Annotated in this window: 16 protein-coding genes; 2 read left to right on the top strand and 14 right to left on the bottom strand. The window is 35.1% G+C overall.

All coding sequences use genetic code 11. The features are described 5' to 3' along the window. Positions 1–178 precede the first annotated feature (178 nt). The 3 genes from IV513_RS12635 to IV513_RS12625 form a co-directional block, all read right to left on the bottom strand. Positions 179–535, bottom strand: coding sequence for a hypothetical protein (locus IV513_RS12635; protein WP_209390928.1), 357 nt, complete (start codon positions 533–535; stop codon positions 179–181). A 144-nt stretch (positions 536–679) separates the two neighbouring features. Further along, complete coding sequence (locus IV513_RS12630; protein ID WP_209390927.1) at positions 680–2,614, bottom strand: ABC-F family ATP-binding cassette domain-containing protein; 1,935 nt, start codon at positions 2,612–2,614, stop codon at positions 680–682. Positions 2,615–2,693: 79 nt separating this feature from the next. Beyond that, complete coding sequence (locus IV513_RS12625) at positions 2,694–3,311, bottom strand: DUF5715 family protein (protein ID WP_209390926.1); 618 nt, start codon at positions 3,309–3,311, stop codon at positions 2,694–2,696. Positions 3,312–3,631: 320 nt separating this feature from the next. On the opposite strand from IV513_RS12625, the gene aqpZ reads away from it, so the two are divergent. Continuing rightward, a complete protein-coding gene (gene aqpZ / locus IV513_RS12620) occupies positions 3,632–4,345 on the top strand; it encodes an aquaporin Z (protein WP_209390925.1) in 714 nt (237 codons plus the stop codon). 57 nt (positions 4,346–4,402) lie between these two features. Here aqpZ and IV513_RS12615 read toward each other — a convergent pair whose 3' ends face one another. The 7 genes from IV513_RS12615 to IV513_RS12585 form a co-directional block, all read right to left on the bottom strand. Then, positions 4,403–4,948 carry a hypothetical protein gene (locus tag IV513_RS12615; protein ID WP_209390924.1) on the bottom strand — a complete coding sequence of 182 codons (546 nt, stop codon included), beginning with the start codon at positions 4,946–4,948 and terminating at the stop codon, positions 4,403–4,405. A gap of 50 nt (positions 4,949–4,998) precedes the next feature. Beyond that, a complete protein-coding gene (locus tag IV513_RS12610; RefSeq protein ID WP_209390923.1) occupies positions 4,999–5,979 on the bottom strand; it encodes an acyl transferase in 981 nt (326 codons plus the stop codon). Positions 5,980–6,040: 61 nt separating this feature from the next. Beyond that, positions 6,041–6,829 carry a UDP-2,3-diacylglucosamine diphosphatase gene (locus tag IV513_RS12605; RefSeq protein WP_209390922.1) on the bottom strand — a complete coding sequence of 263 codons (789 nt, stop codon included), beginning with the start codon at positions 6,827–6,829 and terminating at the stop codon, positions 6,041–6,043. Positions 6,830–6,856: 27 nt separating this feature from the next. After that, positions 6,857–7,300 (bottom strand): 6-carboxytetrahydropterin synthase QueD, encoded by a 444-nt coding sequence (queD, locus tag IV513_RS12600; protein WP_209390921.1) that lies wholly within the window; start codon positions 7,298–7,300, stop codon positions 6,857–6,859. Between the two features lie 308 nt (positions 7,301–7,608). Next, entirely contained in the window at positions 7,609–8,367 is a 759-nt protein-coding gene (locus IV513_RS12595; protein ID WP_209390920.1) for a hypothetical protein, read from the bottom strand. Positions 8,368–8,385: 18 nt separating this feature from the next. Next, positions 8,386–9,468, bottom strand: coding sequence for a PorV/PorQ family protein (locus tag IV513_RS12590; RefSeq protein ID WP_209390919.1), 1,083 nt, complete (start codon positions 9,466–9,468; stop codon positions 8,386–8,388). Beyond that, positions 9,465–10,358 carry a DMT family transporter gene (locus tag IV513_RS12585; protein ID WP_209390918.1) on the bottom strand — a complete coding sequence of 298 codons (894 nt, stop codon included), beginning with the start codon at positions 10,356–10,358 and terminating at the stop codon, positions 9,465–9,467. Before IV513_RS12585 ends, IV513_RS12590 begins: the two co-directional genes overlap by 4 nt. Positions 10,359–10,726: 368 nt before the next feature. On the opposite strand from IV513_RS12585, the gene IV513_RS12580 reads away from it, so the two are divergent. After that, the gene (locus IV513_RS12580; RefSeq protein ID WP_209390917.1) at positions 10,727–12,355 is read left to right on the top strand and encodes an acyl-CoA carboxylase subunit beta; all 1,629 of its coding nucleotides are present in this window, start codon (positions 10,727–10,729) and stop codon (positions 12,353–12,355) included. Positions 12,356–12,416: 61 nt separating this feature from the next. On the opposite strand, the gene IV513_RS12575 is transcribed toward IV513_RS12580, so the two are convergent. The 4 genes from IV513_RS12575 to IV513_RS12560 are packed head-to-tail and all read right to left on the bottom strand — an operon-like array spanning position 12,417 to position 16,247. Then, the gene (locus tag IV513_RS12575; RefSeq protein WP_209390916.1) at positions 12,417–12,953 is read right to left on the bottom strand and encodes a GNAT family N-acetyltransferase; all 537 of its coding nucleotides are present in this window, start codon (positions 12,951–12,953) and stop codon (positions 12,417–12,419) included. A 25-nt stretch (positions 12,954–12,978) separates the two neighbouring features. After that, positions 12,979–13,734 carry a LytTR family DNA-binding domain-containing protein gene (locus IV513_RS12570; RefSeq protein WP_209390915.1) on the bottom strand — a complete coding sequence of 252 codons (756 nt, stop codon included), beginning with the start codon at positions 13,732–13,734 and terminating at the stop codon, positions 12,979–12,981. Between the two features lie 8 nt (positions 13,735–13,742). Continuing rightward, on the bottom strand, positions 13,743–14,846 hold the full coding sequence (locus IV513_RS12565; RefSeq protein WP_209390914.1) for a sensor histidine kinase: 1,104 nt from the start codon (positions 14,844–14,846) through the stop codon (positions 13,743–13,745). Further along, the gene (locus tag IV513_RS12560; RefSeq protein WP_209390913.1) at positions 14,847–16,247 is read right to left on the bottom strand and encodes an efflux transporter outer membrane subunit; all 1,401 of its coding nucleotides are present in this window, start codon (positions 16,245–16,247) and stop codon (positions 14,847–14,849) included. Between the last annotated feature and the right edge of the window lie 318 nt (positions 16,248–16,565).

Genomic DNA, 16,565 nt, shown 5'->3' with positions numbered 1-16,565 from the left:
ATCTACAAGCTAAATCGAAGATATTTTGGAGATAGCCTCTTTGAAAGGCTTATTATTGCTAACATTACAGGGTTATGATTAAAAACGGATAATCAAATATTTTAATGATAAAATAGATTAACAGCAGAAACAATCTGAAATCAGACTTCGTTCAATACCAAAAAAAAAGAATTAAAATTTAAGAAATGGCGGGTGGACCGCGAAGCTGAAAAGAATATTTGGATTGTGCCCAAATTTTTTCCTGTAAAGTAAAAATCTGATGCGTTTCTTCTGAATGCTGAATTGCCTGAAAAACAAATTCTTCAGGAAGAAGCGTATTTCCCGTAGAAATAAAATGACAGGCTAAACAATCGCCTTTAGATTCTTTAGCATCGGATTTCGTAATGGTATTTTCTGATTTTTTAAGATTGAAAGTTTTCAATGTATCAGAAAAATCGTGGTCATGAAATGTCTGAGAAAATAACGCAAAGAAGTAAATCCCAAACATCAGTTTGGAGATAAAACTCTTTATAGCTCTGCTTTTCTTACAAATCATGAGACAAAATTATAAAAAATAAACGGAAGATAATAAGATTATGATTTAAAATTAAGTAATAGACTTTATAATTTAAGCATTAATATTTTTTTCAACAAAAAAGATGAACTCAAACAAGTTCATCTTTTTATATTTTTCTGAAAATTAATTAAGCTGAGTTCCCAAATATTCCCATTCCTGAAGGGCAAGATCGAGCTCTTCTTTGGTTTTGTTGTATTGTTCCAACGTTTCCTCAGAAGGATTTTCTTTGGTAAATGAAGTTTCAAAATTTTCTATCTTCGTTTCGAGTTCAGTAATCTGCTCTTCTACTTTTTTCAGTTTGTTCTGAATATTTTTCTGCTCTTTAGTAATAATGGTGGACGACTGCGTATTATTGGTGGCAGTTTTTTCTTCCACTTTTTTAGTTTCAGCCTTTTTTGCATCATCGCTGTGCAGTTTTGCTTTTTCTGCAGAAATTTCACGGATGGATTCTTTTTGTCTGAATTCTAAATATTCGTTGATGTCACCTAAGAATTCTTTCATTTTACCGTCACGGAATTCATAGATTTTATCGCAAAGTCCTTGTAAAAATTCTCTGTCGTGAGAAATTACAATTAAAGTACCTTCAAACTTCTGTAAAGCGAGTTTAATAATTTCTTTCGACTGAATATCTAAGTGGTTGGTAGGTTCGTCCATAATAAGCGTATTGAACGGACGCAACAACAGTTTACAAAGTGCAAGACGGTTTCTTTCTCCTCCGGAAAGCACTTTAGTTTTTTTATTCACAGCTTCACCCTGAAAAAGGAAAGAACCCAGCAAATCTCTTACTCTTGGTCTGGTTTCTTCGGTTGCAGCATCTTCTGCTTCTTCCTGAACGGTTTTATTCGGCGTTAAAACTTCTTCCTGATTTTGGGCAAAGTATCCAATGTTCACATTATGTCCTAAATTCCAGCTTCCGGAATAATCTTTAATATCACCCGCCAAAATTTTAGCCAAAGTCGTTTTTCCCTGTCCGTTCTGTCCCAAAAGAGCAATTCTATCTCCTCTTTGTACGATGAAATCTACATCATCAAATATCTGTTTTTCGCCATACGCTTTCCCTAAGTTTTCGGCTTCAAAAATGATTTTTCCCGGAACTTGAGATTGCACAAAACGAATATTAAATTTAGAAACATCTTCATTATCAACCTCTATACGCTCGATTTTATCTAACTTCTTTATTAAAGACTGTGCAAAAGATGCTTTGGTAGCACTTGCACGGAATTTATTGATATTGTCTTCCATCTGCTTGATTTCCGCATCCTGATTCTTCTTAGCCTGAATCAGTTTTTCTCTGCGGTCTTCACGCATCACCAGATATTTGGAATAATTGGCTTTATAATCGTCTACTTTTTTATTGTTGATATCGAAAGTTCGGTTACATACAGCAGTCATAAACTGTTTATCGTGACTCACCAAAACAATCGCTCCCGGATAATCTTTTAAGAAGTTCTCGAGCCAGATAATAGATTCCATATCCAAGTGGTTGGTAGGCTCATCGAGAAGCATAATATCGTTCTTTTGAAGAAGGAGTTTTGCGAGTTCAATTCTCATTCTCCAACCTCCTGAAAACTCGTCGGTAATTTTCTGAAAATCATCTGCTTTAAAGCCCAGACCGAAAAGAACTTTTTCCATATCGCCTTCCAGATTATAGGCATCATGATTCAGAAGAAGATCATTCAATTCGGTCATTCTGTTAATTAAATCCGAATAAGAGTCGCTTTCGTAGTCGGTTCTTACAGTCATTTGGTGATTAACCTCTTCCAGTTCTTCTTTCCAGGCATTAATCTGCTCAAAAGCCTGCATTGTTTCGTTCCAGACAGTTCTCCCTTTCACAAAATCAAGATCCTGCTTCAAAAAACCAATGGTAACATTTCCTTCGGGAACCACGTTTCCTTCGTAGAAAGAAATTTCTCCTGAAAGCATTTTCAATAATGTAGATTTTCCGGCTCCATTTTTACCGACCAAGCCTACTTTATCATCTTTTTTGATGGTAAAATTGACATTTTGAAACAAATAATTCCCCGAATGATGTAATCCTAAACCCTGAACCGAAAGCATCTTTATATATAATTATTGATGAATATTGACTGCGAATGTTTTTCGGGTGCAAAAGTAAGGAAAATAAAAGAATTGTATATCAGTAATTTCTTACCGTAACATGAAAGCAACTTTGCTGTCTTTCTTTGATGTAATAAATACGACCTAAATCTGCATAATGCTTTAAAACTTTTTCCAGAGAGGCTTCAAGTTTTGGATTATTTTTAAGAACATTATTGAATCTCACATAAGAAATATCGAAAGAATTTCCATAATTGTGAGAGCTGATTCCTAAAGATGCATTACTGTTTACTCTCCTAAGTCTGCATTGGTCTTCAAGCGTTCTTGTAAGAGAAGAAACCGTAAATAACTGACCTTTTGTTTCTTTACTGAATTTTGCTCCTATATTTTCTAAGGTTGTTTTAGCTTTGGAAACAAGATAAGCTCTGCTGTAATCTAACTTCTGAACACAATACCCTTTGCCCTTCTTTTCTACGGTATGAAATTTACCTTTATTGATGTATTTCTGAACATGAGAAGCATTCTCCAGTAATTTTACTTTAAAACTCCTCGAAGCTTCCAAATGTGGGAGATAAAGTGTGGTTGGCTGAACTTTCAGAACCGTATTTAAGTCATAGCAAGGAATATTTTTCTTTGCCGACTGTGCATAAAAAAACTGATGAAATAATAACAAAAACAAGTACAGCAGCTTCTTCATTAAAATATTTTTATCTTGAACTTCTTTTTTTCTGTAAAGTTTTCAAATATAGGGATTTTACTTAAAAACCGGAACGCTTAAATACTTATTGAAAAGTGAATTATTTAAAATCCAAACAATATTTCTCTTTACTCATAATCATTTATTGTTTTAAAATTTTTCTAAAAATCAAAATGATATTATAAATACCTCATAAAATCAACACCACTCACAACAAAAAGACAAAACAACATCAAATAAAATATATTTTTCCCATATAAAAAGGTTTATCATTGAGTATTTAATTTTTGCACATTAGCAACTAATAAAAAAACATCAAAATGATTTCAAAAACTTCAAAATTTATTGCCGAAATGTTCGGCACAATGGTACTTGTTCTTATGGGGTGCGGAAGCGCAGTAATTGCCGGAGCAGATGGCACAACCGGAGTTGGACTATTAGGAATTTCTTTCGCATTCGGACTGAGTGTTGTTGCAATGGCGTACGCAATAGGGCATATTTCCGGATGTCACATTAATCCTGCTATTTCTATCGCAATGGTTGCCGCAGGAAGAATGAAGATGGACGAAGCTGTTCGTTACGTGATTGCACAAATTCTCGGAGCTATTATCGGAGCCGGAATTCTGTATGTGATTTTCACCAATCATCCCAGCGCAGAAATGAAACCTTGGGCACTTGGATCCAATGGTTGGGGAACAGGATATTTGGACGCATATAATACTACCGCAGCTTTTGTAGCCGAATTTGTGTTCACCTTTATTTTCCTTATGGTTATTTTGGGATCTACATCTACCAAAAACATCAACGGCGGATTCGCAGGTTTAGCAATAGGCTTTTCTTTGGTACTCATTCACATTGTTGGTATAAAAATAACAGGAGTTTCCGTAAACCCTGCAAGAAGTATAGGACCGGCAATATTTGCAGGAGGAGAGGCACTTTCTCAGCTTTGGCTGTTTATTGCAGCGCCGGTTTTGGGTGGTATAGCCGCAGCTTTCACTTATAATTTAATGATTGAGAAGCCAGAAAAAATATAGCAATTATTAATTTTCATTATTTATAAAAAATCCCGCTTTCTTTATACAAAGCGGGATTTATTTTTTCTTTTTAATGTCGAACGGATTTTTAAAAATAAGTTCTTCATGTTTTCCTTTAATTTCCATTTTGCGATAGAGAAGATTGAGAGCCATTTTACGGATAAACAAATCTTTATCGGCTAGTTTCCAATAAGAATCTTCATGAACTTTTTTAGGCTTTCTGATGATATAAAATTCCGTTTCCCAAGAATCTACGTTGTGATAGAATTCAATAATTCCACAATGTTCAGGAATTTGCTGATGATCTATCATTCCCATTGGAAGCAAGAAACTGAAAGTATTACAAATGTAATCTCCGCAACCTATTTTATCGTGTTTCAGAAATTTTTCTCCGGTTGAAGTATTGAGGTATGACTTTTTAAAATCGTTTTTAAAATCACTTTTAGAAAGTTTAATTTCTATTTCGTGACTGAAACCTTCGGAATTGATGACCAAAATATCTGCCTCCCAATCTGCCTGAAAATGATTTGTAAGCACAATTTCTTTCTCAAAATCGCATTGAGAATGAATATATGCATGTACAAGTTCTTCAATTTTTAACATTTTTCAGATTAAATGAAAATATTTCTAAATTCTCCAGAGATAAATTATAACTAACTCACCAAAAGGCTGCAACCACGAATATCCGAATGATCTATCCTGCCTAAAACCTGAAATTTATTTTGATTGATTTTCCCTAAATCCTGAGTAGCAATAAAAGAACAAGAATGAATATTTGCCAAATCTATAATATTAATAGCACCTGTTCTGCCGTCTTTTTCGTAACTGAAAGGATCTTCTGTATTTCTAATTAAAATTCTCATCCAATTGGGAGCTTCATATTCATTATTTCCTAAAGAATATGCCTGCGAAAGCAATTCTGTCATAGAATATTCAGAATAAATTTTTGAAGTTTTAAAACCTTTTTGAAGTATTTTCAGCAATTCATCTTTGGTCATTTCCTCTTTCCTTCCTTTCATTCCGCCCGTTTCTATCACCGTAAGATTTTGAGATTCTGCAAGAGAAAGTTGCTGCGACTCTAAAGTATCCAAGAAATCGAGAAGTGCAAAAGAAACCCCGAAAAGAATGACTTTCTTATCTTTAACACTGGATAAAAGATCAAACAAATCGGTATGGTTGTAAAGAAAATAACCATTTTCAGGCTTTCCAGATTTTTTTATTAAATAATCTACCATATACACCAGTGAAGAATTCTGTCTTTCGAGATAATTAGGTAACAAACCTAGAAAAATAAAATCTTCAGGTTTTCCTATAAATTTCTCAAAGCTTTTTTTAATACTTTCCTGATAAAGTTTTTCATCTGCAATAAAATGTTTAGAAAGATTCATCTGCGTTGTTCCCGAACTTTGAAAGTAAAAATCTGTAGTTTTATTTTTATCTAAAACGGTATGATTTTTAAACATTTCTATTGGGAGAAACGGTATTTCTGCTAAAGATGTTACATTTTCAGGACGAATATTAAGATAATCTACAAATTTTCTGTAGACTTCAATATTTTCGTATTGAAATTTAAAAACATCTAAGCAAACTTCAAGAAACTCTGCTTCGGTGTCGATGGCGAATATATTTTTCAACGATTTTAAATTTTATAATTCTTTGAATATGAATTTATTAAGAATAAAAACCATCCGTTTTTTATGAGGATATTTTATGTTCAGCTTCAAAAGTTTTTAATTCGAAATCTTTTTCAAAAACTCCATAAGTGAAATAGGAAATCCAATCTCCTAAATTGATGTATTTAGAATGGTTATTCAAATCTAAAACCAATGGTAAATGACGGTGTCCATAGACAAAATAATCTATATTTTCTTTTTCCAGCTTCTTTTTAGAATAGATAATGAGAAATTCTTTGTCTTCTCCTAAAAATTCTTTGTCTTCATCGCCAGAAATCATCTTATTTTTTTGAGACATATACAACGCTAGTTTCATGGCAATATCGGGATGAAGCCACTTGAAAAACCATTGTGCAACAGGATTGGTAAAAAGTTTTTTCATTCTTTTATAGCCTTTATCTCCGGGACCTAAACCATCTCCGTGAGCGAGTAAAAACTGTTTACCTCCGATTTCAAAATATTGCTTTTGGTAAAATACGGTGCAGCCAATTTCTTCTTCAAGATAATCTTTCATCCACAAATCGTGATTTCCTACAAAGAAATAAATCTGAATTCCGCTGTCTTTAAGTTCTGCTATTTTCCCTAAAACCCGAACGTAGCCTTTAGGAACTACATAGTTCCATTCGTGCCAAAAATCGAATAAATCTCCCATCAGAAAAATGACCTGAGCATCTTTCTTAATTTCGTTCATCCAACGGATAAATTTTTCTTCGCGAATTTTACTTTGTTTAGGATTGGGAGATCCAAAATGCTGATCTGAAGCAAAATAAACCTTCTTTCCCGGATCCAAATGAATGGTAGTTTTAAGCACTATTAACTTTTTTATCTATAAACAAAATTAATTATCCTCTGCAAACCATTCTCCATAAGAATTTTCGGTTTCGTGCAACTTAAGATAAGCAAGTGAGATACCTTCCGGAAGTTTAGACTTTATTTTTGCCGCAATAGCGTATAACATATTTTCGCAAGTTGGCTGAAAGGTACAGTAAATAACTTTATGCCCTTGGTCTTCTAGGCTTTCGCCCAATTCTTTATGAGGAGAAAGACCATTAATTAAAACTGCATGATCCCAAACATCTACAATTTCAGACTTTACAATTGTTTTTATATCTCCAAAATCTACAACCATTCCGTTTTTGGGATGGTTTATATCGTTAATAGGTTTTCCTTTTACGGTAACGAAAAGTTTATAGGAATGTCCGTGCATATTTTTACACTTACCATCGTAATTGTATAGAACATGAGCGGTTTCGAATGTAAAAATTTTTGTAATACGTATCATTCTGCAAAGATACGGATTTTGCGTTACAAGATTTCAGGATAAGCGGTTCATAAAAAATTACTCCATCGAATTAACCAGTACAAAATAACGGTATGCTAAAATACCTTTCTGCAATTTTGTTAACTTGGAGGGATCTTTATCGCTAAGTTTCGGTAAAACCATCTTATTGATTTTATTTAAAACTTTAAAAACAGACTTTCTCATTTATATTTATGATTGGTTATGTTTAAATAACGAAACTTCAATGCCAAAATTTCACTGTTTTTCAATAAAAATTCAATAATAAAGGTTTTTATAGCAATTTTATGCTATTTTATTTCAGAAAAAACTTCTTTAGAATACTCTTCATTTTCTTTTGGAATTTCAATTACGATAGTTCCATTTTCAAAGTATCCGAAGGTATTTTCGCCAGACTTTAATTTTACTTTAAAATTATCTTTTTTTGTTGTAGATTTAAAAGTAGCAAAAGGTACAGAACTGTTATTTTCCACCAAAATAAACTGATGATCATCAAGCTGTATTTTCTGCAAAACTATTTTCCCATTACCATATTTCCCTGAATTTCCTTTGATATTTTCAGGCTTCTGAATAGTTGCCTCTTTTAGATACACTTGCTTACTTTCCTCTTTTGCAGGGTTTTGGTTCACGATTTCTTTAGGATTGGCTGCCGGAATTGTAAGCAAAGCCTGCTTTAAAGCATCCTGAAATCCTTCTTCAAATTCTTTTATAGAAGAACTCCCTTTTTGTGAAGCAATAACTTTACTGTTGCAATCTTTAAATTCTACCACAACTTTATTTCGTAGAAAACCACTGTCGTTCAGCACATCTACATCCAAAACATTACATGAATTAGAATTGGCTTCTGAAGGCCATTCTCCACGATTTTCAGAAAGGATAATATATTTTTTAAATTTCAGATTTTGAGATATAACTTTACTTAAACCGTAATTTTGTTTTTTAAAGCTCTTAAAATTTTCCGGAACTGAAATATATTGATAATCTGACACTTTCTGAGCAAAAGAGATTGCAGAAACAGAGATTAGTAAGGATATATATAATTTTTTCATACTCAAAATAAAAATTCATTAATCGTTTCTAAATTCACCCATATCCAGTTTAAGAGAGAAGAAATTGGAATAAAAATTTGATCCTCCAATTCCTGAATTACTGATGGCATAATCTAAAGTAAGACCTCTGTATCTAATACCGATACCCGCACTTGGCTGAAAAGAAACTTTTCTTTTAAGATCTTCTATATCGGTTATCGACTGAAATCTGTTAACTCCCAATCTCACAAAAATCATTTTCTGATATCCCAGTTCTGCTCCTGCATAAGGTGTTATGCTTGCAAAATCTGTAGAAAGCAGTGCCGCTGTTTTCGCAAAATCGACATTAATGCCGGCTTCAGGTAAAACATAAAGGCTGCTGTTAATTTCAAACAATTTACTGGCTCCGGCGTTAAGTTTCGGCATTGTAAGTTCCATTTTATCTTTCGGAGCGGGGTTAAACTCTTCACCATTTACCACCGTAGAAAGTTCTTTTTGGTTGATGTTCCAAAAGTTGACTGTAGTTGTTGCATCGCGAAGCATACCTCCTATTTTCCAGCCGTTATCTAATTTATAGATGGCTCCGATATCAAAACCAAAACCATATCCATTGGCAAATTTCCCTACATTTCTGTACACAATTTTTGCATTAATCCCGACATCTAAGTTAGGATTACCTCCCGGATTAAAGGCATAAGAAATAATCCCGGCATAGTCCGACTGAGAAAATCTTGTTATTTTATCATAATCAATATTTCCTTCTGTATCTATAAGTTGGGTGGTATTGAGGATATTATCTACACCCAATCTCACCACAGAAACTCCGAAAACACCTGTTTCTAAAACTTTAGCATATGCAAGATAGTCGTATTTGGCAATAGATTCAAAATACTCTGCGTGCATTGCAGCTCCCTGCCAATCTTTCTGAATAGACATTAACCCCGCAGGATTCCACATCGGAGAATATACATCATCTTGATTGGTAATGACTGCACCCCCCATTCCTATTCCTCTTGCTCCAGCTCCGATATTTAAAAATTCGTTGGAATATTTTCTGATAATCTGTGACTGGTAGGTCGCAAAAACCGTTGTTAGCAATAATAAAAAGTATTTTTTCATCATATAGATTGATGCTTATTAAGTTTTTTCTGTTTCCTGTTTTTTATTACAGCATTAGCTAATATTGCTAAAATCATGACCAAAGAGGCAATATAAAATACCGGACTCATATTTTCTGATTCTTCAAAGATAAAAAAAGCTAATATAATTCCGTAAACCGGCTCCAAATTTACTGTTAAAATTAATGTAAATGGCGAAATATATTTCATTAGCTTAATAGATTCAAACATGGGATAAGCGGTAAATACACTTGCCAATAAGCCTATTAACGCCAAATCTCTATAGTTTATTTCGTTCATTTCAACAATTTGTCCTGTAGCAACATAAAAAAGCATTAATATGAACCAACCGGTAAATATTTCATAAAAAATAATATTCCCAGAGCTGGTTTTACCAAAAAGTTTTCCGTTACATACCGAAAAAATTGTCCCAAAAACAGCACATAATATTCCGAAAAATATTCCTTCTTTATATTGAAATTCAGTTTTAAAAATTAAGAGAATGCAAGAAACAATAACGACACCCATTATAACTTCAGAAATATCTATTTTTCTTTTATACACCAAAGGTTCCAGAACCGACGCAAAAAGTGTAGAAAGAGAAAGACAGCTTAATGCAATAGAAACATTAGAAACTTTTATAGAATAAAAAAAGCAGTACCAGTGCAGTGCCATAAAAAAGCCCACTCCTGCCAACTGAAAAAAAAGCTTTTTTGAAACCTTAATACTTTCTTTCTTAAAAAACCTAAGAAAAACATACAGGAAAATAGACGCAAAAAGCATACGGTAAAATACAAGAATGGGTGCATTAGCGGTAATCAGTTTACCTAAAATTGCGGTAAAACCCCACAAAAAAACAATAAAATGTAATCTGAAAAGTGCTAATTTCTGCATAATGTCTTCCTAAATATCCCAAGTGCAAATCTACTAATCTGTTTTCATATTGAGAAAGAATTAATTAATGCTGAAATATTTTTAAATAAAAATCGTTTTTATAACAAAAACCCTGAAAGTCTATGAAACTTTCAGGGCCTTCAAATAATAAACTATTAAAAAAATAAACTAGGAACTTAGAGTATTTCACCAAAGTATTTACTCTGATACTCTTGGGTAAAATTATAAAATATTACGAACATAACAAAACTTAAGTTTGTTAAACTTTTCATAAAATTCTGAAAACCAAAAACTTAAATATACTCCTTATCATTTTATTGTTATTTTGCCAAAAATAGTATCTTTAGGCAGTTTAAAAAATAGATTTCATGGATATTGAATTTAATAAAAGGGAAGATCAGAATAAATTAAAACTTTCTGAAATTAACCGTCTCTTTAACGAAATTAAAAAAGGAGGTGGCGAAAAAAGACTTCAGAAACTTCGTGATGAAGGAAAAATGACGGCAAGAGAAAGAATAGATTATCTTCTTGATAAAAATTCAGATTCTATAGAAATCGGAGCTTTTGCCGGATACGAAATGTACGAAGAACATGGAGGCTGCCCAAGTGGTGGTGTGGTGGTGGTGATGGGATATGTTTCCGGAAGACAATGTATTGTTGTTGCCAATGATGCTTCTGTAAAAGCTGGAGCCTGGTTTCCTATAACCGGCAAAAAAAACCTGAGAGCACAGGAAATTGCGATGGAAAACAGACTCCCAATTATCTATTTGGTAGATTCTGCAGGTGTTTATCTTCCTATGCAGGACGAAATTTTTCCTGATAAAGAAATGTTCGGCAGAATTTTCAGAAACAATGCAAAAATGAGTGCCGCAGGAATTATTCAGATTTCTGCAGTAATGGGAAGCTGTGTTGCGGGTGGAGCATATCTCCCAATTATGAGCGACGAAGCCATGATTGTAGATAAAACCGGTTCTATTTTTCTAGCCGGAAGTTATCTCGTAAAAGCTGCAATAGGAGAATCTATTGATAATGAAACCTTAGGAGGAGCCACTACCCACTGCTCTATTTCAGGAGTAACAGACTATAAAGCTAAAGACGATAAAGACGCTCTAGATCGTATAAAAAACATCATGAAATCTGTTGGAACTTACGAGAAAGCAGGCTTCGACAGAATTGAAAGTTTTCCGCCAAAAGAAAAACCTGAAAATATTTTTGGAATCATGCCGGTATCCCGTGCAGAACAATATGATACTACGGATATTATTAAATGTCTTGTAGACAATTCTGAATTTGAAGAATATAAACCAGACTACGGAAAAAGCATTATTTGTGCAACAGCAAGAATTGATGGATGGTCTGTAGGAATTGTTGCCAACCAAAGAAAACTGGTAAAAAGCGGAAAAGGAGAAATGCAGTTCGGTGGTGTAATATATTCCGATTCTGCAGATAAAGCAACCCGATTTATCGCCAATTGTAACCAGAGAAAAATACCTTTGGTATTTTTGCAGGATGTTACCGGTTTTATGGTGGGTTCAAAATCCGAACATGGCGGAATTATTAAGGACGGAGCCAAAATGGTAAATGCAGTTTCTAATTCTGTCGTTCCAAAATTTACTATTATTACAGGTAATTCTTACGGAGCAGGTAATTACGCAATGTGCGGTAAAGCCTACGATCCAAGATTAATTGTAGCTTGGCCATGGGCAGATCTTGCGGTAATGGGCGGTGCACAGGCTGCTAAAGTTTTAGCACAAATACAAGAATCTACTTTAAAGAAGCAAGGAAAAGAGATTTCCGCGGAAGAACATAAAGAAATTCTAGATACAATTTCAAAAAAATACCAGAAACAGACAGAATCTACTTATGCTGCTGCAAGACTGTGGACAGATGCCATCATTAATCCTATCGACACCAGAAAATGGATTTCTATGGGAATAGAAGCAGCCGATCATTCTCCAATTACTGAGAAATTTAACTTAGGAGTTATTCAGGTTTAAATTCAATAAAACTTAATAAAATAAGAGGCTTAGATTTTTATCTGAGTCTCTTTATTGAAAACTATTTCCTTTCCCATTCCCGTTTCAAAATTGCAAATTGCATGGTATTTTCGTACCGCAAACTGCCATCAACATTTTTCACGAACGAAACATAATCCAGAAACAGCCCTTCCTGACGCATGCCGAGACGTTTGCATAATTTTTGGGAAGGCAAATTATCCTCTTCTACGTAACAATAGATTCTGCGGGTATTTTTTTCCTCAAACAAATAATCGAATAAGCCTTTGGCAGCCTCGCTGGCAAAACCCTGACCTCCGAATTTGGAATTGAAATTCCACCCTACGCCATAAGTATCGCTATCCCGTTCGGGGTATGCAAACAAGTTTCCGATGAGACTTCCGTTTTCTTTTAAACAAACTGCATATTGTGACGAATCCCAACTCTTTTTTTCGGTTTCGGCAAGTGCTTCGCCGAGGTCCGATAACTTTTCGTCCATAAAACAATTGACTCTCGGCTCTTCAAAATAATCAAACAAATCGGGTGCATCTTCTTTTTCGAATCGGCGAATGATTAAGCGTTCTGTTCTAAAAAATTCCATTTTTTTTCTGATTTTAATTGATTGATTACCGATCTAACCACAACTTGAATTGCGGCATTTTGATTCGGCTGACGATTACTTCTGCTTCGCGGTCACGTTTCAGGATAATTTTTGATTTCTCATTAAAATATTTATGAATGCTATCGATACTGTTGATGCTCAGAATATACTGCCGATTGACACGGAAAAAAAACTGCGGATCCAGCTGTTCTTCCAGCTCTTCCAAATTATACGGCACGGCAACTGATGAGCCATCTAACAATCGGAAATAGACATTCTTATGCTCAAGATAAGCATAATCAATATCCTCTACCTTTACCATTTTGTAAGTCTCCCGAAAGTGTAGTAAAAACCGGCTTTTGTATTTTTTTTGATGCGTGCGGAACATCTCCACCAATGTGCCCAAATCGTCTTCGGAAAATTGCGGTTTTATGCGCGTTACTTTCTCTATTGCTTCTTCCAGCTCTTCTTTAACAATCGGTTTTAGAAGATATGCAGAACCGTACACCTTAAAAGCCTGCAAGGCATACTCGTCATAAGCTGTCGTAAAAATCACCGGTGACTGGACTTTGGTTTGCTTAAAAATCTCAAACGACAAACCGTCTGCCAACCGGACATCCATAAAGATAACATCCGGTGCAGAATGGTTGCTCAGCCAATCCACGCTTTCTTCGATACTTGGTAAAACAGCAAGCAGTTCTGCCGTATCATCGTACTTTTCGACACTACTTTTCAGCAATTCGGCGTTATGCAATTCGTCTTCTACAATAAGGTATTTCATAGCATTTTTCACAGCATTAATAAAGGTAATTTAACTTCAAACTGGTCAGATTTGGTTATAACTTCAGGCATTTTACCTTGCAGCAATTGGTATCTTTCCCGGATGTTTTTGAGTCCCATTCCGGTACTTTTATAATCGATATTGATACGTTGCAGATTATTTTTTACCGTGATGACACTATTTTCATCACTTTCGATAAAAATCGTGAGCGGCTGCTTAAGTGTCGAGATATTATGCTTAATGGCATTCTCAATCAACAGTTGCAAAGTAACCGGCGGGATGCCTTTGCCCTTGTCGGCATCTTTCACATTTATCTCTAAATGGATACTTTCTCCGTGACGAATTTTGATGAGATGAAAATACATTTCTACAAACTTTAATTCTTCATCCAGAGAAACCACATCCTTTTTTGCCGTGGTCAAAATATAGCGATAAACACGGGAAAGATTAGACAAAAACGCCTGAGCTGCTTCTTTATCGGTCTCAATCAGTTGCGTTAAAATACTGAAATTATTGAAGAGAAAATGCGGATCTAACTGCAATTTGAGAATCTCCAACTCCGACTGTAAAGCATTTTCTTTGAGCTGATGGGCGTGTATTTCCAGCTTATTACTTTCGATTACTTTGGCTTTCCACTTTTCGAAAAAGAAATAAGAATTATAAAAACTGTTTACAAACGCGGCTACCACAATGTTCACCACCAAATATTGTTTTATTCCCAACTCAATTTCCTGGCTTGTTTCAGAAGGCTCGGGCCAAATCCATTCGTACACCACATTTTCCAGATACAGCAACAAAAACATACAGCCGATTACCACCAATGTGGTAATCAGAAAATGGATCACCATATTGTTTTTTACCAGCTTCCATTTTTCGGCACCTTCAGAAAGCAGTCGGATAATCCAGAACAAAATGTCATACATTGCAATGCCACCCAAAATGGTGGCACCAATCTCCGTCCATTTTGCTTGTTTGTAAAAATCCCACCAACTGCTTTGCGGATTAAGAAGAAACTGGATAAAGTTTGCCAATGCCAAAGAAACCAACACGCCACTCCAATGGAAAAAAAATTTCCAAAAAGAGTTTTTCCAGATGGTATCGTGATTGTTCATTTAATTACCGCCCAAAGATTTGTATAAAGCAATATACGTATTTATTTCTTTCTGAATCGCCATGGTATAAGCCAATTCGGTTTGAAAATAACTTTGCTGCACGGTAAGCACTTCCAGATAATTGGCTTCTCCGTATTTATAAAGGATTTGAGCATCTTTAATCGCTTTATCCATGGCCGCTTTCCGGTTATTAACCTCAATCAGTTGTTCTTTGATCCGGTTGATATTACTCAATGATGTGCTAACCTCTTCTACGGCATTCAGCACCGATTTCCGGAACTGATGCACAGCAGCTTCCCGCTGATACACCGCCTGTTCATAAGCAGATTTTATCGTTCTTCTATTAAAAATCGGTTGCGTAAGACCTGCCGCCGCATTTCCGAACAATGATGCCGGAATCGAAAACCAATGGCTGGCTTTCACAGCATTGAGACCACCTTGTCCGGTAATTTTAAGACTCGGATAAAAGTCGGTTTTGGCGATTCCCACTCGTGCAGAAGCCGCTTGCAAGAGCAACTCCTGCTGTTTTACATCGGGACGGTTTTGGAGCACATCTGCCGGGATGCCCGCATTAATATCCGATCCAAAAGCCATTCTGCCAAAAGAATGGGTGCGTTCTACCGGCTCGGGATAGCGGCCGGCAAGCGTCTGCAAAACGTTTTCCTGCGCTTTGATACTCGCTTTTATTTCAGGAATTAAGGCTCTGGTTTCTGACAACTGCGCCTGCGATTGTTTTATTGCCAAAGACGTAACATCACCTACGCTGTATTGTATCTTGAGCATATCCAGAGTTTGTTGCATACTTTTTTCCACTTCTTGTGTGATACGCAACTGCTCATCCAGACTCAGGAGATTATAATAAGCCTGTGCAGTCTGCGCAATGAGCTGAACCCGCAAAGCACGGCGATTTTCGGCAAGGCTAAGATAGTTGGACAGGGCTTCTTCTCTTTGTTTTTTCAGTTTGCCCCAAAAATCGATGTCCCAAGAGACCGGAACTGCAAAATTGTATTCCTCAAAAACGTTATCTCCGGCCACCGATCCCATCATACTGTTTTTAGAAAGCCTTTGTACACCGGCATTCACCTGCAAATTAATATCGGGCAAGTAGTTCAGTTTGATGCTTTTCAGCATAGCTTCTGACGCTAAAATCTGCTCTGTAGCTGTGCCAAGATGAGGATTATTTGCCATTACATCATCCATCAATTTTACCAGTGCTGCATCCGTAAAAAATTGTTTGTAAGAGGGAGTTTCCGAAATCGAAGCATCATCCGCAGCAGCTTTATTTTCATAATTTTGCGGAAGATTTAGCTCGGGGCGTTCGTAATCTTTGGTGACTTTACAGGATTGCAAAAGTGCTGCAGCCACTGCGATCTTTATACTATTTTTACTTATTAATTTCATTTGAGATTAACTTTACTTCTCAATTCAAAATTAAGCTGTAATTTTCTTCGAAGATTATAAAGATGCTTGAAGTGAGGAAATCGGAAACTGAAATGAGGAAATACAGAATCTACCGATTTCAATTCTTTTTTCTAAAAAAAACTTCTTATGAAATTAAAGTTCGAAATGTAAACACGACTAAATAATCAATCCAAACTCAAAAGAAAATCGGCATAGAAATAGACTGCACCCAAAAGTTTAGACAAAATTAAACAATATTTTGATAGGAAAGAGTTCGGTACTGTACCGGGCTCTTTCCTTTTAGATTGAGTCTTATCC

Origin of the sequence: Chryseobacterium sp. RR2-3-20, from assembly GCF_017808115.1 — a bacterium.
In the GTDB taxonomy this organism is placed as follows: domain Bacteria; phylum Bacteroidota; class Bacteroidia; order Flavobacteriales; family Weeksellaceae; genus Chryseobacterium; species Chryseobacterium oryzae.
This window is presented reverse-complemented; position numbering and strand designations above follow the sequence as displayed.